The sequence below is a fragment of the Amycolatopsis sp. NPDC058340 genome, from assembly GCF_042723975.1.
Taxonomy (GTDB): Bacteria; Actinomycetota; Actinomycetes; order Mycobacteriales; family Pseudonocardiaceae; genus Amycolatopsis.
Map to the genome: position 1 here is coordinate 281,884 of NZ_JBHXIB010000004.1, position 22,782 is coordinate 304,665.

Sequence of the window (22,782 nt, forward strand, 5' to 3'; positions counted from 1 at the left end):
TTCTCTCCGGTGGGGACCGATCAGAATCCTTGTGCGAGCCGGTAATAGGCCTGGTTCCAGCGCATCCGGTCGGCGATCGAGGCAGGGGTCGTGGTCTGGTCGATCACCAGCAGTTCGACGTCGAGCATGGTGGCGAAATCCCGGATCGTTTCCGCGCCGACGGCCTGCGTGAGCACCGTGTGGTGCGGTCCGCCCGCGGTGATCCACGCCTCGGCGGACGTCGCCAGCGAAGGCGCCGGCTTCCACACCGCGCGCGCCACCGGCAGATTCGGCAGCGGTTCGTCCGGTGCGACGACCTCGACCTCGTTGGCCACCAGGCGGAACCGGTCGCCGAGGTCGGCGAGGCCGATCACGACGGCGTCACCGGCGGCGGCGTCGAAGACGAGCCGGACCGGGTCCTCACGGCCGCCGATACCGAGCGGGTGGATCTCGCACGAAGGTTTGGCCGCGGCGATGCTCGGGCAGACCTCGAGCATGTGCGCGCCGAGGATCTTCGGCTCACCGGGCCCGAAGTGGTAGGTGTAGTCCTCCATGAAGGACGTTCCGCGCTCGGAGTCGCGGCCCATCGCCTTCACCGCGGTCAGCAGCGCGGAGGTCTTCCAGTCCCCCTCGCCGCCGAAGCCATAGCCGTCGGCCATCAGGCGCTGCACGGCGAGACCCGGCAGCTGCCGCAGGCCACCGAGATCCTCGAAGTTCGTGGTGAACGCGCCGAAACCGCCGTTCGTCAGGAACGTGCGGAGGCCCTGTTCGATCCGGGCCGCGTAGCGCAGCGATTCGTGCCGCTCCCCCGCCTTGGCCAGTTCCGGTGCGAGCGCGTACGTCTCGGCGTACTCCTCGACGAGCTTGTCGACCTCGGCGTCGGGCACCGCGTCGACCAGCGCGACGAGTTCGTTGACGCCGTAGGTGTTCACCGAGACACCGAACTTCAGTTCCGCCTCGACCTTGTCCCCGTCGGTGACCGCGACGTCGCGCATGTTGTCACCGAACCGTGCGAGCTTGAGCGAGCCGATCGTCTGGCGCCCGACCGCCGCGCGCACCCAGGCGTCGATCCGGTCGGCGACCGACGGATCCGCCGCGTGCCCGGCGATGGTCTTGCGCGGCACCCCGAGCCGGGTCTGGATGTAACCGAACTCGCGGTCGCCGTGCGCGGCCTGGTTCAGGTTCATGAAGTCCATGTCGATGGACTGCCACGGCAACGCCTCGTTGAGCTGGGTGTGCAGGTGCAGCAGGGGTTTCCGCAGCGCGTCCAGGCCGGTGATCCACATCTTCGCCGGCGAGAACGTGTGCATCCAGGCGATCACGCCGACACAGGCGTCGTCCGCGTTCGCGTCGAGCATCACGCGCCGGATCGCCGACGGCTCCGTCAGCACCGGCTTCGCGACGATCTCCGCCGAGATCCGGCCGGTGTCGGCCAGCATCCGCTGGATCTGCAACGACTGGCCCGCGACCTGTTCGAGGGTCTCCTCGCCGTACAGCGCCTGGCTCCCGGTGAGGAACCAGACCTCGGTCTTGCGTTGTGTGCTCACTTCTCTCCCTGCTGGCCGTAGACGTTCTGGTAGCGCGCGTAGAGCCGGTCCACGTCCTGTTCGGACAGTGGTTCCGGCGTGCCCAGCGCGGAAGCGATGTGGACGGTCTTGGCGACGTCCTCGACCATCACGGCGGCCTTGACCGCGTCCCGCGCGGTGCGGCCGACGGTGAACGGGCCGTGGTTGCGCATCAGCACCGCGGGCGAGCGGCTGGACCGCAGCGTCTCGACGATGCCCCGGCCGATCGAGTCGTCACCGATCAGCGCGAACGGCCCGACCGGGATCTCGCCGCCGAACTCGTCCGCGATCATCGTGAGCACGCACGGGATCGGCTCCCCGCGCGCCGCCCACGCGGTGGCGTAGGTCGAATGCGTGTGCACGACGCCACCGACCTCCGGCATGTGCCGGTAGACGTAGGCGTGCGCGGCCGTGTCCGAAGACGGCGCCAGATCGCCGTGGACGACCTCGCCGTACAGGTCGGTGACGACCATCGTGTCCGCGGTCAGGTCGCCGTAGGACACCCCGGACGGTTTGATCACCATCAGGTCGTGCCCGGGGACGCGCGCCGACACGTTGCCCGCGGTCCAGATGACCAGTTCGTAGCGGGTCAGCTCGCTGTGCAACCGGGCGACGGTGTCGCGCAGCTCTTCGAAGGTGTCCGTGATCTCCACGGCGAGGCTCATCGGTGCTGTCCTTTCCGGACGGAACGGCGTCGGGCGGCGAGCCGGTGCATGACGTCGTTGGCCCCACGGCCGAAGTAGTCGTGCAACGCGGCGTATTCGGCGTAAAGGTCGTTGTAGGCCTTGACGTTCTCGGGGATCGGCCGGTGGACCGCCCGGTGGACCGAGCCCATCGCGAGCGCGGCGGCCGGGACGTCGGCGTGCGCTCCGGCGGCGACGGCGGCGTGGATCGCCGAGCCCAGCGCGGGGCTCTGCGCCGAGCCCGCCACGGAAAGCGGCAGGTTCGTGACGTCGGCGTAGATCTGCATCAGGAGCGGGTTCTTGACCAGGCCACCGGCGACGATCAGTTCGGTGACCGGCACCCCGGCGCGGTCGAAGGTCTCGATGATCGTGCGGGTGCCGAACGCGGTCGCCTCCAGGAGCGCGCGATAGGTGTCCTCGGCGCGGGTCGCGAGGGTCTGCCCGACGACGACGCCGGACAGCTCGTGGTCGACCAGCACCGAACGGTTCCCGCTGTGCCAGTCGAGCGCGACGAGACCGTGCTCGCCGATCTCCTGTACCGATGCGAGCCGCGTGAGCAGTTCGTGGACGGAGATCCCCGCTTCACGGGCGTCGTCCACATAGGACGCCGGAACGCCGTGTTCGACGAACCACGCGAAGATGTCGCCGACGCCGCTCTGCCCGGCCTCGTAACCCCACTTCCCGGACACGATCCCACCGTCGACGACGCCGCACATCCCCGGCACCTCACGCAATTCGGCGCCGTTCATCACGTGGCAGGTGGAGGTGCCCATGATCGCGACCATCTGCCCCGGCTCCACCGCTTGGACGGCGGGCGCGGTGACATGCGCGTCGACGTTGCCGACCGCGACCGCGATCCCCTCGGGCAACCCGGTCCATTCCGCCGCCTGAGCGCTCAGGCTCCCCGCCTTGGCGCCGAGAGCGCCCAGCGGATGGACGAGCTTGTCGTCCACAAAGGACCCGAAGCCGGGCGCCAGCTCCTCCAGGAACTCCGCGCTCGGGTAGCGACCGTCCTGCAGGATGCCCTTGTACCCGGCGGTGCACGCGTTGCGGACGTAGGTCCCGGTGAGCTGCCAGACGATCCAGTCGGCGAGCTCGACCCAATGGCGCATCCGGGCATACACCTCGGGTGCCTCTTCGAAGACCTCCAGCGCCTTGGCGAACTCCCACTCCGAAGAGATCAGTCCGCCATAGCGCGGCAGCCACGACTCGCCGCGCTTGCGCGCCAGCGCGTTGATCCGGTCCGCCTGCGGCTGGGCGGAATGGTGACGCCACAGCTTCACGTACGCGTGCGGCTCCCCGGCGAACTCGGGCAGCTCGCACAGCGGCGTGCCCTCGGCCGTGGTCGGCACCATGGTGCACGCGGTGAAGTCGGTGCCGATGCCGATCACGTCGGCGGGGTCCGCCCCGGCGGCACGGACGGCCTCCGGCACGGCGGTGCGGAGGACGTCGACGTAGTCCGACGGCACCTGGAGCGCCCAGTCCGGCGGCAGACCGTGCCCGGTCTGGGGCAGGATCCGGTCGATCACGCCGTGCCGGTACTCCGAAACCGCGCTGCCCAGTTCCGCGCCGTCGCGGACGCGGACCACGACGGCCCGGCCCGACAGCGTCCCGAAGTCGACGCCGACGACCAGCGGCTCCCTTGTACTCACTTCTTCTCCCGCACTGTTAGCGTTCACATTTCTGGCCGAGAACCACGATCACGCGTGTTACGGCTCCAATCACGCGTGTCCCGTGTTACGTCACGCGTCTTCCGACAAGGCGTTGCAGCACGATGAAGGCGAACAGCAGCGCACCGGTGATGATCGAGGTCCACCAGGAGTTCAGCGTGCCGTCGAAGGTGATCAGGGTCTGGATGATGCCCAGCACCATGATCCCGAGCACCGTCCCGAGGACGTAGCCGGAGCCGCCGGTGAGCAGCGTGCCACCGATGACGACGGCCGCGATCGCGGTGAGTTCCAGCCCGACGCCGTTGAGCGGATCGCCGGAGGATTTGTACAGCACCAGCAGCAGCCCGCCGAGCGCCGAGCAGAACCCGCTGAGCGTGTAGACGGTGATCCGCGTGCGGCCGACGTTCAGGCCCATCAGCAGCGCGGACTTCGGGTTCCCGCCGATCGCGTACACCGTCCGGCCGAACCGGGTCCCGTACAGGACATACGCGGCGGCGGCGACCACCACGAGCGCGACGACCACGCCGATCGAGATGTGCAGCTCCCCGCCGAGCGGGATCTGCGTCTGCGCGAGGCTCGCGACCGTCGGATCGTCGATCGAGTACGCCTGGGTGCTGATCGTGTAGCAGAGCCCCCTGGCGAAGAACATCCCGATCAGGGTGGCGATGAACGGCTGGATCTCGAACACCTGGATCAGCACGCCCATCCCGAAACCGAGCGCCGCGCCGATCGCGAGCACCGCGGGGATCACCGCGAGCACCGGCCAGCCCTGGTTCTGCAGCAGATCGGCGGAGACCACGGTGGACAGCGCCACCACCGACCCCACCGACAGGTCGATCCCGCCGGTGAGGATCACGAACGTCATCCCGACGGCGACGACCAGCAGGAACGCGTTGTTGATGAACAGGTCGAGCACGACCTGCCCGGAGCCGAACGCCGTATAGCTCGAAGCGCCGTAGACGTACGCGCCGATGAGCATCGCCATCGTCGCCAGGATCGGCAGATGCCGCTGCCGGGGCCGATAACCCTTGATGCGGTCGAGTGTCGTCATACCCCGGCCTCCACCTTCTCCGGCCGGACGGCGGGTGACGGCGGGGCCGTTTTCCGCCGCCGGGCGAGCTTCCTCCGGAACACCGGCGACTGCAGCAGGCAGACCGCCAGCACGACCACGGCCTTGAACAGCATGATCGCCTGCGGCGCGATGCCGAGCGCGTACACGGTGGTCGTCAACGTCTGGATGAGCAGCGCGCCGATCACCGAGCCGGTGAGCGAGAACCGGCCACCGGTCAGCTGCGTCCCGCCGATGACGACGGCGAGGATCGCGTCGAGTTCGATGAACTGCCCGGCGTTGTTGCCGTCGGCGCTGTGCACGTTCGCGCTGATCATCAGCCCGGCGATACCGGCGCACAGCGCGCAGAAGACGTAGGTGAGCCAGATCAGCCGAGCCGACCTGAGTCCGGCGAGCCTGCCCGCCTCCGGGTTTCCGCCCACCGATTCGACCAGCAGCCCCAGCGCCGACCGGCGGACCAGCACGGCGGCGATGGCGAACACCGCCAGCGCGATGAGGATCGCGCTCGGCAGGCCGAAGGTGAACCCGCTCCCGATCCATTCGTACGGATGCGAGTTGACGGTGATGATCTGGCCGCCGGTGATCAGCTGCGCGATACCGCGGCCGGCGACCATCAGGATCAGCGTCGCGATGATCGGCTGGATACCGAGTACCGCGACGAGCCAGCCGTTCCACAAGCCCAGCACGAGGGCGAGGCCCAACGCCATCCCGACCGCCGCGAGCGTCCCGCCGACACTGTTCTGGTCGCCGAGCCCGCTGAGGTGCAGACAGGCGAGCGCGCCGCTGATCGCCACGACCGCGCCGACGGAGAGGTCGATTCCCCGCGTCGCCACCACCAGGGTCATACCGATCGCGATGAGGATCAGCGGGGCGCCGTTCTTGAGGATGTCGATGAGGTTCCCGTAGAGATGCCCGTCGCGGAATTCGATCGCGAAGAACGCCGGATGGGCGATGAGGTCGCCGAGCAGCAACGCCAGCAGCGCGACGACCGGCCAGAACAACCGATGCTTGGTCATCGTGCGACTCCTTCGGCCATCGTCGCCATCACCTGGTCCGCGGTCAGCGATTCGTTGTCCAGTACGGCGACCACCGCGCGGTCGCGCAGTACGACGACCCGGTGACTCAGCCGGAGCACTTCCTCGAGCTCGGCGGAGATGAACACGACGGCCATCCCCTCGCTCGAAAGCCGGGCGACCAGCCGCTGGATCTCCGTCTTGGCACCGATGTCGATCCCGCGTGTCGGCTCGTCGAGGATCAGCAGCCGCGGTTCGGTGATGAGCCACCTCGCGAGCAGCACCTTCTGCTGGTTGCCGCCGCTCAGGTCACCGACCTTCGCTTCCGCGTTGGCCGGCCGGATGTCCAGCATTTCGATGTAGCGCTCGGCGATCTCGTCCTGCCGCCGCCGCGGGATCGGCCGTGCCCAGCCGCGCGAGGCCTGCAAGGCGAGCACGATGTTCTCGCGCACGGTGAGTTCCTCGACGAGGCCTTCGGTCTTGCGGTTCTCCGAGCAGAACGCGATGCGGTGGTCGAGCCCCGTCCGCGGTGTCTTCAGTGCCACCGGCTCGCCGTCGATCCGCACGGAACCGCTGTCCGCGTGATCGGCGCCGAAGAGCAGCCGTGCCAGTTCGGTGCGGCCCGAACCGAGCAGTCCGGCGAGGCCGACGACCTCACCCGCCCGGATGTCGAGCGAGAACGGTGCGACACCGCCCTTGCGGCCGACGTCGCCCGCTTCGAGGAAGACGGGCGCCCCGGCGACGTCCGACCGGCTGTGTCCGGCGTCCTCGATGTCTTCGAGCGCCGCGAGTTCCTTGCCGATCATCCTGGTCACCAGGTCGACCGGGGTGATCTCCTCGGTGCGGTACTCCCCGATCAGCTTCCCGTTGCGCAGCACCGTCATCCGGTCCGCGACGGCGAAGACCTGCTCGATGAAATGGGAGACGAACAGGATCGCCATCCCCTGGTCCCGCAGCGAACGCACCACGTTCAGCAGCTGCTCGACCTCGCCCGCGTCCAGACTGGACGTCGGTTCGTCGAGCACGAGCACCCGCGCCTCGATGTCGAGCGCCCTGGCGATCGCGACCAGTTGCTGCACCGCGATCGAGCAGCTGCCCAGCTCCGCCGAAACGTCCACCTCGACGTCCAGCCTGGCCAGCAGCGCGGCCGCCCGGCGGCGCGTCTCGCGCCAGTCGATACGGCCTCGCCGCCGCGGCTCCTTGCCGAGGCAGATGTTCTCCGCCACCGACAGATTCGGGCAGAGGTTCACTTCCTGGTAGACGGTGCTCACGCCGGAGCGCTGTGCCTCGCCCGGGCCGCTGAACGCGACCCGGGCGCCGTCGAGCTCGATGGTGCCCGCGTCCACCCCGTACACGCCGGTGAGCACCTTGATCAGGGTGGACTTGCCGGCGCCGTTCTCACCCATCAGGGCGTGCACTTCGCCGGGGAACATCCGGAAGGAGACGTCGTCGAGGGCGACCACGCCGGGGAATTCCTTCCGGATATGGCTCATCCGCAGCATCGCAGGGGATTCCGTCATCGGCTCAGTACTGGCGTTGCGGCAGCGCGGCCTTGGCGGCTGCCTGGTCGAATTCGGTCTCGGTGGTCTCGATCCGCGGGGGCACCTGCTCCCCGGCGGCGACCTTCTTCACCAGATCCATCAGCTGCGGGCCGAGCAGCGGGTTGCATTCGACGACGTGGTTGATCTTGCCGTCGGCCAGCGCCTGCAGCGCGTCGCGGACGCCGTCGACCGAGACGATCTTGATGTCCTTGCCGGGCACCTTGCCCGCCGCCTCTATCGCTTCGATGGCGCCGAGGGCCATGTCGTCGTTGTGCGCGTACAGCACGTCGATCTTGGGCTGGGACTTCAGGAAGGCCTCCATGACCTCCTTGCCCTTCGCGCGGGTGAACTCACCGGTCTGCGACGCGACGACCTTGAACTTCGGGTTCGACGCGATGACGTCGGCGAAGCCCTTCTTGCGGTCGTTCGCCGGCGCGGAACCGGTGGTGCCCTGCAGTTCCACGATGCTGACGTCGCCGGCCGCGGAGCCGAACTCCTTGGCCAGCCACTCGCCCGCCTTCCTGCCCTCGGCGACGAAGTCCGAGCCGAGGAAGGTCTTGTACAGCGACTTGTCCGCCGAGTCGACGGCCCGGTCGGTGAGGATCACCGGGATGTTCGCCGTCTTCGCCTCCTTGAGCACGGTGTCCCACCCGGATTCCACGACCGGCGAGAAGGCGATCACCTTGACCTTCTGCTGGATGTAGGACCGGATCGCGGCGATCTGGTTCTCCTGCTTCTGCTGCGCGTCGGAGAACTTCAGCTCGATCCCGGCCGCCTTCGCGGATTCCTGGATCGACTTCGTGTTCGCCGTACGCCAGCCGCTTTCCGCGCCCACCTGGGCGAAGCCGAGGGTGAGGGCGCCGCCGCCACCCGTCCCGCCGCCACCGCCGCACGCGGAGAGCAGGAGCAGCCCGGCCACTCCGGCCACGATCGCCGTCCACGGTTTTCTTGCCACATCGACTCCTAGATCCGCACTGATCAATTGAGTTAGCGTTAACACTTGCGCCTTCGAGCCATGAGGAGCGGCTCTCGGTGCTACGAAAGACCGGTGCTCTCCCGCACGATCAGTTCGGGGACCACCAGGTCGCGGTCTCGGTCCTCACCGCCGTTCATCCGGCGGCGGAGCAGGTCGAACGTGCGCCTGCCGACTTCGACGAAGTCCTGGCGCACCGTCGTCAGCGGCGGCGTGTAGTACGCCGCCTCGGGAACGTCGTCGAAGCCGACGATCCGCATCTCCCCCGGCACGTTCACCCCGGCCTCGGTGCAGGCGCGAAGGAAACCGAGGGCCATCTGGTCGTTGGCCACGAACACCGCGTCCAGGCCCTTTTCACCGACGAGGGATCGCCCGGCCGCGTACCCGGAACGCGCGCTCCAGTCACCGCGGATGACCGGCGGGATCCGCACGCCGTGCCGTTCCAGGGTCTCGCGCCAGCCACGTTCGCGGTCCAGCGCCTCCAGCCAGTCTTCGGGACCGGCCACGTGCCAGACGGTCTCGTGCCCGAGGCCGAGAAGGTGCTCGGTGGCGCGGCGCGCGCCGTCGTACTGGTCGACCGAGATCACCGGGACCGGCGCCTTCTCGCCGCCGCCGACCGCGACGAGCGGCACGTCGCTGGGCGCCGCCTCCAGCGCGCGAGCGGCGGTGACGTGCGGCGCGATCACGACGATGCCCTCGACGGCTTGGCGCCGCAGGCGCTCCACCGCGTCGGTGATGGACGACCGGCCCGGGCGGCTGATGCTGGTTATGGTCGTCGCGTAGCCCGCCTCCCGGGCGGCGTGCTCGATGCCACTCAAGGTGCTGGCCGGACCGTAGAGGTTCGCCTCCAGGGCGACCACGCCGAGCGTGCCCGAGCGACCGGTGACCAGCGCGCGGGCGACCGAGTTCGGCCGGTAGTCCAGCTGCTCGATCGCCGCGTTGACCCGGACCCGCGTCTCGGCGCGGACCGGGCCGGTGCCGTTGATGACCCGCGAGACCGTCATATGCGAAACACCCGCGAGCGCGGCCACGTCGGTGAGACTGGCCTGCTTGCTCTCGGTGCTTTCGCGTGCCATCGGCTGTCTCCCAATCCCGGTACGTGTGACGAGTGCCGCAAGTGTTAGCGATAACACGAGCCGGGTCAAGCGCTCACCGAGTCACAGTCGGGTCACGGACCGGTTCCTTGAGCCATGGTTCGCGTACCAAGGACGCCTTCGGCGCCTACCGCCGCGCGCGGGTGGACGACACGCGTGACCCGACGGACGACACATGTGCCCGGAGGGTCGACTCGCCATGCCGTCCAACCAGTCACGCGTGTCGTCCGCCGGGTCACACGTGTCGTCCGCCGGGTCACACGTGTCGTCCGTCGGGTCACGCGTGTCGTCCGTCGGGTCACGCGAAACGGCCGGCTCCGCACAAGATGGAGTCGGCGGTGCGAGCGGGCTCGCCACCGAGGCCTGGTACACCCCTCAGGCTGTCCAGAAAGACCATTTTCGAGATCGACGCGTTCGATTTGGTCACTTTGCGCAGTATTGCCCGGGGGTCGTGAGTGGCGATGGTCGTTCTAACCCTCTTTACCACTCACGACCACCCGCGAAACCGGACTTACCGGCGCAAAGCAGACGTATGCTGCCCGAAGAGTGACCACTGTGGACACCAAAGACAACGCGCCACATTTGACTCACTCCTCGCTAGAACCACCCCCGGTTCAGCTGGAGGCGCGATGGGTGAGCGAGACCGGCAAGATCCGCTGGCGGGGCTTGAGATCCCGGTCGTCCATCACCGCGAGCAGGGTCTCCACCATCGCGTGGACCTGTTCCCTCGGGTCCTGGTGGACCGACGTCAGCGGCGGGTCCATCTCCGGCGCGAGGGTCGCGTTGTCGTCGAAGCTGACGACCGCGACATCCGAGGGGATCCGCCGTCCGGCGGAATGCAGTGTGCGGAGCGCGCCGAGGGCCATCATGTCGCTGGCCACGAAGACGGCGTCGAGGTCGGGGCGCCGCGCGAGCAGGTTCGACATCGCCTTCGCCCCGCCGGTCAGGGTGAAGTCGCCTTCCTCCATCAGGTCCGCCGGGTCGAGCCCGGCGTCCAGGAGGGTCTTGCGCCAGCCGGAGAGCCGGTCGATCGCCGCGCTCTGGTCCTGCGGGCCCGCGATCGTGGCGATCCGCCGGTGGCCAGCCTCGACCAGATGCGCGACGGCGAGCTTCGCGCCACCCTCGTTGTCGAAGTCGACGACGTGGACACCGCGTTTGAGCCCGGCCGCCTGACCGCCGTACACCACCGGGATCCTCAGCTGCCGCAACGCCTTGGGCAGCGGGTCGGTGCGATGCGGCGCGAACACCAGCACGCCGTCCACGTGTCCGCCGTCCAGGAACCGGACCGTGCGGTCGAGGTCCTCGCGGGTGTCGCTGAAGATCAAGACCATCTGACAGCCGATGTCGGCGAGTTCGCGATAGCCCGCGCGCATGACCGCGGTGCGGTACGGGTCGTCGAGCAGCCGAGCCTCCGGCTCCGACAGGACGACCGCGACGGCACCGGTCCGCTTCGTGACCAGGGACCTCGCCGCCTGGTTCGGGGAGTACCCGAGTTCGCGGGCCGCGGCCTGGACCTTCTCGCGGGAGCGCGCGCTGACGTAGCCGTCGTCGTTCAGCGCCCGGGACGCCGTCGACCGGCTGACCCCGGCGGACGCGGCGACGTCCTCCAGCGTCGGCCTGCCGTCTTCCCCTGGTCGAGGCCCCACCCGCGCCACCTTCACTCTTCAGCTCCATCCGGACACCGACAGCTTAGTGCTCGGCGGGCGGCGGCACTGAGAGCGCTCCCCTGATGGAAACGCTCTCATTACAAGCTCTTGACACGGCAATACCTTGGCGACAGACTCGGCCCATCCTGGGAGCGCTCCCATTTTCTCTCCACCCCCATCAGCAAGGGACACAAAGACGTGAGAAGCATCCGGAACGGCCTGGTGCTGGCACTGGGTATCACGATGACGGCGTTCGGACTGGCGGCGTGCGGCGGTGACGACGGCGGGGCGCCCGCCGCGTCCGACCCGAACGCGAAGGTCGAACTGTCACTGGCGACGTTCACCGAGTTCGGCTACGAGGAGCTGATCCCCGAGTACGAACGGCTGCATCCGAACATCAAGATCACCCACCGCAAGACCGGTCAGGGCGGGCCGTACCACCAGGACCTGATCACGAAACTGGCCGCCGGTTCCGGGCTAGCCGACGTCACCGCCGTCGAGGAAGGGCACCTGTCGAACGTCCTCGACAAGGGCTCGAAGTTCAACGACCTGACCAAGATCGGCCCGCCGGAGGCGTCCCCCGACCGCTGGCTCGGCTGGAAGTACGACGCGGCGAAGACCAAGGACGGCAAGGTCATCGGCTACGGGACGGACATCGGCCCGCTGGCCATGTGCTACCGCAAGGACATGCTCGAAGCCGCGGGCCTGCCGTCGGACCCCGAAGCGGTGAAACCGCTGTTCGCGACCTGGGACAGCTACTTCGCCGCCGGTGACCAGTACGTCGCCAAGTCGGGCGGGAAGGCGTGGTTCGACTCGGCCGCGCAGAACTTCAACGCCATGGTCAACCAGCTCCCCACCGGCTACATCGGCAGCGACGACAAGCTCGCGGTGGAGACCAACCAGGGCATCAAGGACGCCTGGACCAAGGTCACCGGTGCCGTCGCGAAAGGACAGTCGGCCAAGCTGACCGCGTTCAGCAACGAGTGGAACTCCGGCTTCAAGCAGGGCGCATTCGCCACGAAGGTGTGCCCCGCGTGGATGCTCGGCGTGATCGAAGAACACTCCGGACCGGACAACGCGGGCAAATGGGCGGTCACCGCGGCCTTCCCCGGTGGCGGCGGGAACTGGGGCGGCTCGTACCTGACCGTGCCCACGCAGTCGAAGCACCCGAAGGAGGCGGCAGAACTCGCCGCCTGGCTGACCGCGCCGGAGCAGCAGATCAAGGCGTTCAAGGCGAAGGGCACCTTCCCCAGCCAGGTCAAGGCGCTGGAGGACCAGGCGCTGCTGAGCGAGACCGACGCCTACTTCGGTGGCGCCAAGATCGGGCAGCTGTTCGCCGAGCAGGCCAAGAAGGTCGCGAAGCCGCAGTACAAGGGCCCCGGCGACGGCCAGATCCAGGAGAACGCGTCGAGCCCGGCACTGCAGGCGGTCGAACAGGGCAAGTCCGCGGCCGACGGCTGGACGCAACTGGTCGACGCCGCGAAGAAGATCACGCGCTGACCGATGACCGTCGTCGACAAGATCGCGCCGGACAAGGAGAAGGCCGGGGCGCGCACGCCGCCTCGGCCCACCCTCCGTCATCGGCTGAGCCGGTGGGACGTCAAGGTCTCGCCGTACCTCTACATCGCCCCGTTCTTCGTGGTGTTCGGGATCGTCGGGTTGTTCCCGCTGCTCTACACGGCGTATGTGTCGTTGTTCAGCTGGGAGGCGGGCGACGACGATCCGGCCTTCATCGGGCTGGACAACTTCAAGGAACTGTTCGCCGACACGCAGTTCTGGAACGCGCTCGAGAACACCGTCAGCATCTTCCTGCTCTCCAGTGTTCCGCAGCTGATCATCGCGGTGCTCCTCGCGGCGCTGCTCAGCGCCAGGATCCGCGGGGCGACCGGCTGGCGTGTCGGCGTCCTGCTCCCCTACGCCGCCAGCCTGGTGGCGCTCGGCATCATCTTCGCGAACCTGTTCGGGCCGAAGTACGGGCTGGTCAACGGCCTGCTGCAGACGATCGGGCTGGATCCGGTCGACTGGCAGGCCGACCGGTTCAGCAGCCATGTCGCGATCGCGATCATGGTGAACTGGCGCTGGACCGGGTACAACGCGCTGATCGTGCTGGCGGCGATGCAGGCCATCCCGAAGGAACTACACGAAGCCGCCCTCATCGACGGCGCGGGCACCGTACGCCGATTCTTCAGCATCACGCTGCCCCTGCTGAAGCCGACGCTGATCTTCGTCACGATCACCTCGACGATCGGCGGCCTGCAGATCTTCACCGAGCCCAAGCTGTTCGACGCGTTGCCGGGCTCGAACAACGGCGGCTCGTCCAACCAGTTCCAGACCGTGACGCTCTACCTGTACCAAACGGCCTTCGAGAACTACGAACTCGGCTATGCCTCGGCGATCGCGTGGGTGCTGTTCGTGATCATCGTGCTGATCGCGCTGGTGAACTTCTTCCTCACCGGCAGGCTCACGGCGGTGAAGAAGAAATGACCGTGCTCCACAGTGGACTCAAGCGCGGCGTTTCGGCGCTGGGCAAACCTCGCCGGGCGACCTACGTCGTGCTCACGATCTTCGTGCTCGGCTCGCTCTTCCCGTTCTACTGGTCGTTCCTGGTCGCCAGCCGGGACAGCGGGATGCTCACCGAACGGGTGCCGCCCTTCCTGCCCGGCGGGAACTTCTTCGCCAACGCGGCGAGGGTGTTCGACACGGTGCCGTTCTGGAAGGCGCTCGCGAACAGCCTGATCGTGTCCGGCACGGTCACCCTCACCACGGTGCTGTTCTCGGCGCTCGCCGGGTTCGCGTTCGCCAAACTGCGGTTCCGCGGCCGGAACGGGCTGTTCGTGTTCATCGTCATCACCCTCGCCGTGCCGACCCAGCTCGGCATCATCCCGCTGTTCATGGCCATGTCGGAATTCGGCTGGGCGGGCGGGCTGCAGTCGGTGATCGTGCCGAATCTGGTGACCGCTTTCGGTGTCTTCTGGATGCGGCAGTACACGCTGGACGCGGTGCCGTACGAACTGATCGAGGCGGCGCGCGTCGACGGCTGCAGCATGATCCGGATCTTCTGGAACGTCTGCCTGCCCGCGGTCCGCCCGGCCGCGGCGATCCTGGCGATGTTCACGTTCATGACGTCGTGGAACGACTTCCTCTGGCCGCTCGTGGTGCTGGACGCCGGCAACCCCACCGTCCAGCTGGCTCTGGAGAAGCTGCAGAGCGGCTACTACGTCGACTATTCGCTGGTGCTGGCCGGAACCACCCTGGCCACCATCCCGATCCTCATCGTCTTCCTCCTTCTCGGCCGTCAGATCGTGGCCGGGATCATGCAAGGTGCCGTGAAAGGGTGACCATGTCCGCTCATCCCGACAGTGTCCGGGCGAAGACCGCGCTGCTGTTCCCGCCCGGATTCGTGTGGGGCGCCGCCACCGCCGCCTTCCAGGTCGAAGGGGCGACGACCGCCGACGGCCGGACCGACTCGATCTGGGACGTCTTCGCCCGCCGTCCCGGCGCCGTCGTCGGCGGCGACACCGGCGAACCGGGCGCCGATCATTACCGGCGCTATGCCGAAGACGTCGACCTGATGCGGCGGCTCGGGCTCGGCGCGTACCGGTTCTCCCTGTCGTGGCCGCGGATCCGGCCCGACGGCGGCGCCCCGAATCCACAAGGGCTCGCGTTCTACGACCGGCTCGTGGACAAGCTGCTCGAAGCCGGGGTGGAGCCCTGGGCGACGCTGTATCACTGGGATCTCCCCCAGTCACTGGAAGACGAGGGCGGCTGGGCGGCACGCGAGACCGCATTCCGGTTCGCCGAGTACGCGGAAACCGTCGTCGCGCGCCTGGGCGACCGTGTGCCGCGCTGGTCCACCCTGAACGAGCCGTGGTGCGCCGCGATGCTGGGCTACGCGCGCGGGATCCACGCGCCCGGCAGGCAGGAGCCCCGCGCCGCCGTCGCGGCCGCGCACCATCTGCTGCTGGGGCACGGGCTCGCGATGGACGTCCTGCGGGGGTATGCGCCGGCCGCGTCGTCGGGGGTGACGCTGAACCTGTATCCGGTGTCGGCGGTCGACCCCTCGTCCACTGTGGACGCCGAGGCCGCGCGCCGGATCGACGGCCTGCAGAACCGGCTGTTCCTGGACCCGATGCTTCGTGGCTCCTACCCCGAGGACCTCCTGGCCGACCTGGCTCCGCTCGGCATCGGTGAACTGGTACGGGACGGTGACCTCGCGACCATCGCCGCGCCGATCGACTGGCTGGGCATCAACTACTACCGCGGCTACCAGGTCGCGGGCACTCCCCTCCCCGGCAGCGAACCGGCTGGCGCCGACTGGCTCGGCTCCCCCGACGTCCATTTCGTCCCCGACGAGGCGGCGCCGCGTACCGACTCGGGCTGGGAGGTCCAGCCATCGCGGCTCACCGAATGCCTGCTGCAGGTCCACCGCGACTATCGGCCGATCCCGTTGTACATCACCGAAAACGGCGCTTCGTATCCCGACGCGCTGATCGGCGGGGACATCGCGGACACCGACCGGATCGCCTTCCTCGACTCGCATCTGCGGGCCGCGTACGACGCCATCGAGGCGGGTGTCGATCTGCGCGGCTACTTCTACTGGTCGCTGCTCGACAACTTCGAGTGGGCCGAGGGGTACGCCAAGCGGTTCGGCCTCGTGCACGTCGACTACGCGACCCAACAGCGGACGCCGAAGCAAAGTGCGCTCTGGTACTCCCGGACGATCGGGCTCAACGGGCTGAGCTGACGGCAAGGGGTCGTTCAGGACGTCTCCCGTCCCGAACGACCCCTTGTCTGACGGATTCGTCTTCGGAATCGGGCTTTGACGTTTCGACGGAATTCCCCAGTCACGAAAACGTCGTACCGAGAACATCGGCCATGCGGAAGCCGTATCGGATCACCGCCACACCGACGGTATTGCGGTGGCCGTGTCCCGGCAGGTCTTGTTATCGTGGGGCGGACCGATCGACGAGCAGGGAGACCAGACGTGGCAGGTGAAGACGACATCTCCGGGTGAGCCGGAGTTGGCAGGCCACCGGCGCTGACGCCGACGTGGCCACTTTGTCGTCCCCTTTCAAGCCACGTCCATCGCGGTCGCAGCCCTGAGGCGCCCGCTGTCTTTCACGAGGTCATTTCCATGTCAGACGCCTTCGTCGTCGTGTCCGCCCTGTCGTTCGCCTGGCCGGACGACACCCCGGTCTTCGACGACCTGTCCTTCACCGTGCCCGGAGGCCGCACCGGCCTGGTCGCGCCGAACGGGGCGGGCAAGAGCACGCTGCTCAAACTGATCGCCGGCGAGCTGCGGCCGGTGTCCGGGACCGTCTCCACCCAGGGGGTTCTCGGCTATCTGCCGCAGTCGCTGCCGCTCACCGCCGAGCTGACCGTCGCCGAGGTGCTGGGAATCGCACCGCAGCTCGCGGCGCTGAGCGCCATCGAGTCGGGTGACGCGAGCGACGAGCATTTCACCGCCATCGGGAACGACTGGGACATCGAGGAGCGCACTCGCGCACAGCTCGACCGGCTCGGCCTCGACGGCATCGCGCTGGACCGGAGCCTGCGGACGTTGAGCGGCGGGCAGATCATCTCCCTCGGACTGGCCGCCCAGTTGCTGAAACGGCCGGACATCCTGCTGCTGGACGAACCGACCAACAACCTCGACCTCGACGCCCGCCGCAAGCTCTACGGCGTGCTCGAGGACTGGTCCGGCTGTCTGCTGCTGGTGAGTCACGACCGGGAACTGCTCGACCGGATGGACCGGATCGCCGAACTCGACCGCGGCGATCTCCGGTACCACGGCGGGAACTTCACCCAGTACGAAGCGGCGGTCAAGGCCGAACAGGAGGTCGCCGAACGCAACGTCCGCAGCGCCGAGCAAGAGGTCAAACGCGAGAAGCGGGAGATGCAGCAGGCGCGCGAGCGGGCGGCGCGGCGCGCGGGCAACGCGGCCCGCAACCTCGGCAACGCCGGTCTGCCGAAGATCTTCGCCGGCACCATGAAACGCAACGCCCAGGAGTCCGCGGGCAAGGCGAACGAGACGCACGCGGCCCGTGTCAGCGAGGCGAAGAACCGCCTCGACGAGGCCGAACGCTCCCTTCGCGACGATCACAAGATCGCGCTGATCCTGCCGGGCACCAACGTGCCCGCCGGGCGCACGATGTTCCACGGCGAGCACATCCAGGTCCGCTACGGCGGCCGGAACGTCTTCGCGGGCGACGGCGTCGACCTGACGATCCGCGGCCCCGAACGGATCGCGCTGACCGGCGGGAACGGCACGGGGAAGTCGACGCTCCTGCGAGTGCTCAACGGCGACCTCACGCCGGACAGCGGCGTGCTGAAGCGGGCGGAGGGCCGGATCGCGTACCTCTCCCAGCGACTCGACCTCCTGGACCTCGATCGGACCATCGCCGAGAACTTCGCCACGTTCGCCCCGAGCCTGCCCGAATCGCAGCGAATGACCCTCCTCGCCCGCTTCCTGTTCCGAGGCGCGCGAAGCCAGCTTCCCGTCGGCGTGCTCTCCGGCGGAGAGCGTCTGCGAGCCACGCTGGCCTGCGTCCTGTTCGCCGAACCCGCGCCGCAACTGCTCCTGCTGGACGAGCCGACCAACAATCTGGACCTGGTCAGCGTCGGGCAGCTGGAGAGCGCGCTGGGCGCCTATCAGGGGGCTTTCGTGGTGGTGAGCCACGATGAGCGGTTCCTGAAGGAGATCAAGGTGGATCGGCGGGTGCGGTTGGCCGACGGGGCCCTTGTGGAGTCCTGATCGCCTCGTGAGTGGTAAGGACGGTTAGAACCGTCCTTACCACTCACGAGGCTTTTGTTTCGCATTTAGTCGACTAACTGCGGGGCGCTTTCATCGCGTGATCGCCACGTGGAGTTCTGTCACCCTTCAGTGTTGTTCGTGCGGTTTTGTTGTTTGCTTAAAATTACGAACACGTGTTCGATGGAAAAGTGGTATTATTGAGTGGTGTCCGAGACCTTTCTTCCCGAGTTGCCGCAGGAGTTGTGGCGTGCCGGCAAGCTGGAGCTTGCTTATGGTGTGCAGCAGTCCTTGCAGGTGATCCGGGTGGCGACCGCCGCGTTGGGGCGGTTCTTGGCGGAGATCGAGTCTCGGGGCGTCAAGGATTTGTACGGCCACGGCAGTACGGCTAGCTGGCTCGCGGATGTGGCGGGCTTGTCGCGCGGTGAGGCCGGTGCGGTCGTGAAGCGGGCCATCGCGCTGAACCCGACTCGCGCCTTGGACGGCACGGAGGTTCCGCCTGTTGCGCCCGCTACTGCTGCGGTTGCGGCGGAGGGGCTGGTCGGGGATGAGCGGATCGATCAGATCCTGGAGATCTTGAAACGGCTCCCCGCCGACACCTCCGCTGAGGATCGGGCGAGCGCGGAGAAGATCCTGGCCGATCTCGCCCCGAACGCCGGTCCTGCACAGCTCACCAAGGCCGAAGCGAACCTGCTGGGCTGGCTCGACCCCGACGGCAAGGAACCCAAAGACCCCGAACCCAAGGAACCACGCCGCGAGATCACTCTGGAGCGTCGCAAGGACGGGTTCTGGAAGCTGACCGGTCTGCTCGATGACGAGACCGGCGCCCGCACCGCCGCGGCTCTCGAAGCACACGCCCAGCCGCGGCCGGTGGACGAGTTCGGGCAGGCGGATCTGCGGATGAAGTGCGAGCGCATGGGCGACGCCTGGGTCGACCTGCTCGACCTGGCGATCGCCTGCCCCGACCAACCCGGCACCAGCGGCTACCGGACCTTGGTGAACGTCACCATCGGGCTTGAAGAGTTGAAGTCCGGTCTCGGCACCGCGTGTCTCGATTTCGTGGGGACGATGACCGCCCGGGAAGCCAGGCTCGCGGCCTGCGACTGTCTCATGCTGCCGGTCGTGATGAGTGCGACCGGAGAACCCCTGGATATGGGGCGGCTGAGACGGTTCGTCACTCCCGGGCAACGCAGGGCGCTCAACATCCGGGACGGAGGCTGCGCGTTCCCGGGATGCCACAGAAAGCCGAAGAATTGCCACGCTCATCATATTGAGCACTGGGCAGACGGCGGACCCACCGACCTCCGAAATCTCGTGCTGCTCTGTAGCTTCCACCACCGGCTGATTCACCACGGCGACTGGGAAGTACACATGGCCACCGACGGACTACCGGAATTCATCCCACCCCAATACCGAGACCCGCTCCGACAACCCCGCCGCAACACCCTCCACCACAGCTGACCACCGAGGAGCCCGCCCCCTGGTGACGGGCCCCTCACCATGCCCACGGTCGGCCAGGACCGAAACACGGCACTCGCCCGACCGGAGATCCTCAGGACTCGTCCACGCCTCGGCCGTCCCGAACGGACGACGACCATGACCGGACCGATCACGCACGACTGTGTGATTTTCAGGTCAGCCAACGCCCCGAAATCCACACATTCCATCGCCAACGAATCGGTCACGACCCCAAAGACCGGGCGCCCGGGCCGGGCGGAGACCCGCAGGACCTTCATCACCACTGAACCCCGAGAAGCGCGACCCGGACCACACCGGCGCAAAGAAGTATTGAGCCCGCGAAATCATCCCCCACAGAAAAGAAAAGGTCCCGCTTCCGCTCAGCGAAGGCTGGGGGTTCCTGCGAGCAGGAAGCGGGAGTTTGTGGCCGGTACGGGGGCCGCCTCTCGGCGAGTGGCTCAACGCGGCTCCGGCCGAACCGGTATTCCGTGAAGGCGAAGGGTGAGGCCCGGGGGCACCATCCGTACCGACACTCTCTACAACGCACCAACGTCCCAAATGTTCCCCGGCGACGAGCCCGAAGTGATGTGACCCGCGTCTACACGAACAAAAGAGCGACCTACGTCAAACCCGAGGCCGATCAAACAAAAAAAGACCCGCTCCCGCTCAGCGAAGGCCTGGGGGTCGCCTGCGAGCGGAAGCGGGAGCCAAAGGCCGATACGGTGGGCCGCCTCTCGGCGAAAGGCACGACATGGCTCCGGCCGAACCGGTATTCCATGAAGGCGAAGGGTGAGGCCCGGGGGCACCATCCGTACCGACACCCTCTACAACGCCACGCCCCGGAAAACGTTCCCACGAAAGGAGTGACGCGCGTCAACACACGAATGCGGTAACGCTCAGCAGGGCGGCGGAACCTGAGCGACGAGTTCTTCGGGAGCGGAAAGCCGCCACGCTTCGTAGACCAATTCGGTGAGCTCGTCGGATTCGATGCCGTCGAGGTAGACCACCACCCAGCCGAATCCCCCGGCGGTGAACTGCACCTCGAAGACGTCGGGCCGTTCGGCCACGAGGGCTTCCTGTTCCGAGAGGGTCTGCTTGAGCCCGACGGTCTGGGTCCGCGGCCAGTAGTAGCCGAACCGCTTCCCGCGCACGCTGAACGACTCCCACTCCTTCGCGTCGGAGCGCTCGACGTCGGCGAGCGTCTTCAGCATCCGGTGGAACTCGTCACTCGACACGCTCATCTGAACCCCAAACCCCAGGAAATTCCGTCCGCCACAGTCTAAACGGCCACCTCCGCCGAGGACGCGAGACGGCGAACCGAGGGTTCGGTAGCCTCGCCGAGGGAGATCCACTCGATCCGGGGAGCTGCGCAATGGACCGACCCGTCACCGCGGCGGAGCTGTTCGACGCCATCGGTTCCGGCTACGAAGACGTCTTCGGGCGGGCTCCGGCGGTCGACAGGGCGGTGCGGTATCTCCTGCGCGCACTGCCTCCGTCGTCGAGGGTGCTCGACATCGGCAGCGGAACCGGCAAGCCGGTCGCCGAGGAGCTGTCGTCGGCCGGTCACCGGGTGACCGGGCTCGATGTGTCGCCGGTGATGATCGATATCGCGCGTGAGCGGGTTCCGGCCGCCACCTTCGTCCACGCCGACGTGCGCGAGTGGACATCGCCGCCCGAGACCTGGGAAGCCGTCTGTGCCTTCTTCCCGTTCCTCCAGATGCCGCGCAAGGACACCGAAGCCGTGCTCGCCGACATCGCGCGCTGGCTGGTCCCGGGTGGTCATTTCGCGCTGGTCACCGTTCCGCGGGACGTCGAGAACGAGTCGGCGGAGTTCTTCGGCCGCAGCTTCCTCGTGACCAGTTTCGCGCCGGAAGACCTCGTCCGGCGGGTCGAGGCGGTCGGCCTGGAGGTCACCGCCACCCACTCGGAGATCTTCACCGCGGACGAACCGGGGACCCCGCCGGAGGAGCACCTCCTGATCACCGCTCGGCGCCCGGCCTGATCATGCCGACCATCAGCATGATCACCCCGGTCCACCCGCCGAGTCTGCCGTACCTGACCGAGGCGTACGAATCCCTCGCCGCACAGGACCTCCCGCCGGGCTGGACCTGGGAATGGCTGGTGCAGGAGGACGGCGAGACCGGCCTGCTCGACGGAGCCCTGCCCGCGGACGACCGAGTGCTGCCCGGTTCGGGCCGCCGGGGCGGTCCGGGGGTCGCGCGGATGATGGCGCTGTCCCGCGCTTCCGGGGAGCTGATCAAAGCCCTCGACGCGGACGACCTCCTGGCGCCTGGCGCGCTCTCTCGGGACATCGCCGCGCTCGAAGATCCCGCGATCGGCTGGACCACTTGCCAGGTCCTCGACCTCCTCCCGGACGGGACCACGGCCGGCGTCGACAGCGATCCCGACGAGGGGCGGATCGAGCGCGGCGCGATCCTGCGGCACTGGCAGCGCAACGGCTACGTGTCGTCGGTGGTGGCCGGGACCTTGTGCATCCGCCGCGAACTGCTGCTCGACCTTGGCGGCTGGATGGCGCTGCCCGCGTCGGAGGACACCGGGCTGATCCTCGCCGCCAACGCCTGCTCGGACGGCTACTTCATCGCCACGTGCGGCATGTTCTACCGGAAGTGGTCCGGGCAGGTCACCAGATCCGCGGCGCACAACGACGACGGCGAGCGGCTCGCGAGGATGCGGCTGATCGAGGAACGCGCCGAGGTCATGTTGGCAGGTCGACGATGTCGAGCAGCGCCTTCGCGCACAGATCCCGGATCTGCTCCCGGGTCAGCCTCCGGTACTTGAGCCAGTCGAGGCAGACCGCCACGACGAAGGCCAGCCAACCGCGGACGAGCACCCGTAGCGCCTCCGGGGGCTCGCCGTCCGGGCACAGCACCTCGAGAATGCGTCGACCCTGTTCGGCGAAGTTGTTGTCCAGGACCTCACGGACGCCGTCGACGGCGATGGACGTGCCCGAATGCAGTGCCCGGTACCCGTCCTCGTTGGCTTCGACATAGCGGAGGTACGCGTCGAGTCCGGCCGTCAGCTGCTCCTCGACCGGCAGCGTGGGATCGGATTTGGTCATCTCGAGCAGGCGTTCGCCCTGTGATCTGATGACTTCGGTGACGAAGTCCCGTTTGGTCGGGAAGTAGTGGTACAGCAGCCCTCTGGACACCTCGGCGATGTCCGCCACCTGCTCGATCCACACGTCGTCGTACGGCCGCTCCGCGAACAGGCGGGCACCGATCCGCAGCAGCTGTTCCCGCCGCTCGGCGGTGGTCAGCCTGCTGCGGGGCTTCCCTGAGGTACTCGGCGCCATCCGGGCATCGTACTTACTTGACACGAG

General features: G+C 67.9%; 19 protein-coding genes. 8 read left to right on the plus strand and 11 right to left on the minus strand.

Features of this window, described 5'->3' with window-relative positions; all coding sequences use genetic code 11:
* Positions 1-20 precede the first annotated feature (20 nt).
* The 9 genes from araA to ACFWIW_RS08005 all read right to left on the minus strand — a co-directional run bounded on the left by araA (position 21) and on the right by ACFWIW_RS08005 (position 11,248).
* Entirely contained in the window at positions 21-1,526 is a 1,506-nt protein-coding gene (gene araA, locus ACFWIW_RS07965) for an L-arabinose isomerase (protein ID WP_378367735.1), read from the minus strand.
* Positions 1,523-2,209 carry an L-ribulose-5-phosphate 4-epimerase gene (locus ACFWIW_RS07970; RefSeq protein WP_125782774.1) on the minus strand — a complete coding sequence of 229 codons (687 nt, stop codon included), beginning with the start codon at positions 2,207-2,209 and terminating at the stop codon, positions 1,523-1,525. Before ACFWIW_RS07970 ends, araA begins: the two co-directional genes overlap by 4 nt.
* Positions 2,206-3,879 carry a ribulokinase gene (araB, locus tag ACFWIW_RS07975; protein WP_378367736.1) on the minus strand — a complete coding sequence of 558 codons (1,674 nt, stop codon included), beginning with the start codon at positions 3,877-3,879 and terminating at the stop codon, positions 2,206-2,208. The genes ACFWIW_RS07970 and araB overlap by 4 nt, the downstream gene beginning before the upstream one ends.
* 85 nt (positions 3,880-3,964) lie before the next feature.
* Positions 3,965-4,948 carry a galactofuranose ABC transporter, permease protein YjfF gene (gene yjfF / locus ACFWIW_RS07980; protein ID WP_378367737.1) on the minus strand — a complete coding sequence of 328 codons (984 nt, stop codon included), beginning with the start codon at positions 4,946-4,948 and terminating at the stop codon, positions 3,965-3,967.
* The gene (locus ACFWIW_RS07985; RefSeq protein ID WP_378367738.1) at positions 4,945-5,982 is read right to left on the minus strand and encodes an ABC transporter permease; all 1,038 of its coding nucleotides are present in this window, start codon (positions 5,980-5,982) and stop codon (positions 4,945-4,947) included. Before ACFWIW_RS07985 ends, yjfF begins: the two co-directional genes overlap by 4 nt.
* A complete protein-coding gene (locus ACFWIW_RS07990; RefSeq protein WP_378367790.1) occupies positions 5,979-7,481 on the minus strand; it encodes a sugar ABC transporter ATP-binding protein in 1,503 nt (500 codons plus the stop codon). Before ACFWIW_RS07990 ends, ACFWIW_RS07985 begins: the two co-directional genes overlap by 4 nt.
* Positions 7,482-7,503: 22 nt before the next feature.
* The gene (locus ACFWIW_RS07995; protein ID WP_378367739.1) at positions 7,504-8,475 is read right to left on the minus strand and encodes an ABC transporter substrate-binding protein; all 972 of its coding nucleotides are present in this window, start codon (positions 8,473-8,475) and stop codon (positions 7,504-7,506) included.
* An 80-nt stretch (positions 8,476-8,555) separates the two neighbouring features.
* A complete protein-coding gene (locus tag ACFWIW_RS08000) occupies positions 8,556-9,569 on the minus strand; it encodes a LacI family DNA-binding transcriptional regulator (protein ID WP_378367740.1) in 1,014 nt (337 codons plus the stop codon).
* 632 nt (positions 9,570-10,201) lie between these two features.
* On the minus strand, positions 10,202-11,248 hold the full coding sequence (locus ACFWIW_RS08005; protein ID WP_240598219.1) for a LacI family DNA-binding transcriptional regulator: 1,047 nt from the start codon (positions 11,246-11,248) through the stop codon (positions 10,202-10,204).
* A 183-nt stretch (positions 11,249-11,431) separates the two neighbouring features.
* Here ACFWIW_RS08005 and ACFWIW_RS08010 point away from each other — a divergent pair, with 183 nt between their 5' ends.
* From ACFWIW_RS08010 to ACFWIW_RS08035, 6 genes are all read left to right on the plus strand, one after another.
* On the plus strand, positions 11,432-12,733 hold the full coding sequence (locus tag ACFWIW_RS08010) for an extracellular solute-binding protein (protein ID WP_378367741.1): 1,302 nt from the start codon (positions 11,432-11,434) through the stop codon (positions 12,731-12,733).
* A 3-nt stretch (positions 12,734-12,736) separates the two neighbouring features.
* Positions 12,737-13,717: a carbohydrate ABC transporter permease gene (locus ACFWIW_RS08015; RefSeq protein ID WP_378367742.1), complete on the plus strand. Its 981-nt coding sequence runs from the start codon at positions 12,737-12,739 to the stop codon at positions 13,715-13,717.
* Positions 13,714-14,571, plus strand: a complete 858-nt coding sequence (locus ACFWIW_RS08020; protein ID WP_378367743.1) for a carbohydrate ABC transporter permease — start codon at positions 13,714-13,716, stop codon at positions 14,569-14,571. Before ACFWIW_RS08015 ends, ACFWIW_RS08020 begins: the two co-directional genes overlap by 4 nt.
* Positions 14,572-14,573: 2 nt before the next feature.
* Positions 14,574-15,977: a GH1 family beta-glucosidase gene (locus ACFWIW_RS08025; protein ID WP_378367791.1), complete on the plus strand. Its 1,404-nt coding sequence runs from the start codon at positions 14,574-14,576 to the stop codon at positions 15,975-15,977.
* 390 nt (positions 15,978-16,367) lie between these two features.
* Positions 16,368-17,987 carry a ribosomal protection-like ABC-F family protein gene (abc-f, locus tag ACFWIW_RS08030; RefSeq protein WP_378367744.1) on the plus strand — a complete coding sequence of 540 codons (1,620 nt, stop codon included), beginning with the start codon at positions 16,368-16,370 and terminating at the stop codon, positions 17,985-17,987.
* A 204-nt stretch (positions 17,988-18,191) separates the two neighbouring features.
* Positions 18,192-19,445 carry a DUF222 domain-containing protein gene (locus tag ACFWIW_RS08035; protein ID WP_378367745.1) on the plus strand — a complete coding sequence of 418 codons (1,254 nt, stop codon included), beginning with the start codon at positions 18,192-18,194 and terminating at the stop codon, positions 19,443-19,445.
* Positions 19,446-20,338: 893 nt separating this feature from the next.
* Here ACFWIW_RS08035 and ACFWIW_RS08040 read toward each other — a convergent pair.
* A complete protein-coding gene (locus ACFWIW_RS08040; RefSeq protein WP_038512763.1) occupies positions 20,339-20,683 on the minus strand; it encodes an MmcQ/YjbR family DNA-binding protein in 345 nt (114 codons plus the stop codon).
* 131 nt (positions 20,684-20,814) lie between these two features.
* Between ACFWIW_RS08040 and ACFWIW_RS08045 the strand changes: the two genes are divergently transcribed.
* Positions 20,815-21,444 carry a class I SAM-dependent DNA methyltransferase gene (locus ACFWIW_RS08045; protein ID WP_378367746.1) on the plus strand — a complete coding sequence of 210 codons (630 nt, stop codon included), beginning with the start codon at positions 20,815-20,817 and terminating at the stop codon, positions 21,442-21,444.
* A gap of 2 nt (positions 21,445-21,446) precedes the next feature.
* Positions 21,447-22,241, plus strand: coding sequence for a glycosyltransferase family 2 protein (locus tag ACFWIW_RS08050; protein ID WP_378367747.1), 795 nt, complete (start codon positions 21,447-21,449; stop codon positions 22,239-22,241).
* Here ACFWIW_RS08050 and ACFWIW_RS08055 read toward each other — a convergent pair.
* Positions 22,159-22,755, minus strand: coding sequence for a TetR/AcrR family transcriptional regulator (locus ACFWIW_RS08055; protein WP_378367748.1), 597 nt, complete (start codon positions 22,753-22,755; stop codon positions 22,159-22,161). The genes ACFWIW_RS08050 and ACFWIW_RS08055 overlap by 83 nt on opposite strands.
* Positions 22,756-22,782: the final 27 nt, after the last annotated feature.

Excerpts from the sequence above, each read along its gene's own strand:
- ACFWIW_RS07990 (WP_378367790.1), bottom strand. The coding sequence starts at position 7,481 with ATGCTGCGGATGAGCCATATCCGGAAGGAATTCCCCGGCGTGGTCGCC.
- ACFWIW_RS08040 (WP_038512763.1), bottom strand. The coding sequence starts at position 20,683 with ATGAGCGTGTCGAGTGACGAGTTCCACCGGATGCTGAAGACGCTCGCC.
- yjfF (WP_378367737.1), bottom strand. The coding sequence starts at position 4,948 with ATGACGACACTCGACCGCATCAAGGGTTATCGGCCCCGGCAGCGGCAT.
- ACFWIW_RS07985 (WP_378367738.1), bottom strand. The coding sequence starts at position 5,982 with ATGACCAAGCATCGGTTGTTCTGGCCGGTCGTCGCGCTGCTGGCGTTG.
- ACFWIW_RS08015 (WP_378367742.1), top strand. The coding sequence starts at position 12,737 with ATGACCGTCGTCGACAAGATCGCGCCGGACAAGGAGAAGGCCGGGGCG.
- ACFWIW_RS08000 (WP_378367740.1), bottom strand. The coding sequence starts at position 9,569 with ATGGCACGCGAAAGCACCGAGAGCAAGCAGGCCAGTCTCACCGACGTG.
- ACFWIW_RS08020 (WP_378367743.1), top strand. The coding sequence starts at position 13,714 with ATGACCGTGCTCCACAGTGGACTCAAGCGCGGCGTTTCGGCGCTGGGC.
- ACFWIW_RS08045 (WP_378367746.1), top strand. The coding sequence starts at position 20,815 with ATGGACCGACCCGTCACCGCGGCGGAGCTGTTCGACGCCATCGGTTCC.
- ACFWIW_RS08025 (WP_378367791.1), top strand. The coding sequence starts at position 14,574 with ATGTCCGCTCATCCCGACAGTGTCCGGGCGAAGACCGCGCTGCTGTTC.
- ACFWIW_RS08055 (WP_378367748.1), bottom strand. The coding sequence starts at position 22,755 with ATGGCGCCGAGTACCTCAGGGAAGCCCCGCAGCAGGCTGACCACCGCC.
- ACFWIW_RS07970 (WP_125782774.1), bottom strand. The coding sequence starts at position 2,209 with ATGAGCCTCGCCGTGGAGATCACGGACACCTTCGAAGAGCTGCGCGAC.
- abc-f (WP_378367744.1), top strand. The coding sequence starts at position 16,368 with ATGTCAGACGCCTTCGTCGTCGTGTCCGCCCTGTCGTTCGCCTGGCCG.
- ACFWIW_RS08050 (WP_378367747.1), top strand. The coding sequence starts at position 21,447 with ATGCCGACCATCAGCATGATCACCCCGGTCCACCCGCCGAGTCTGCCG.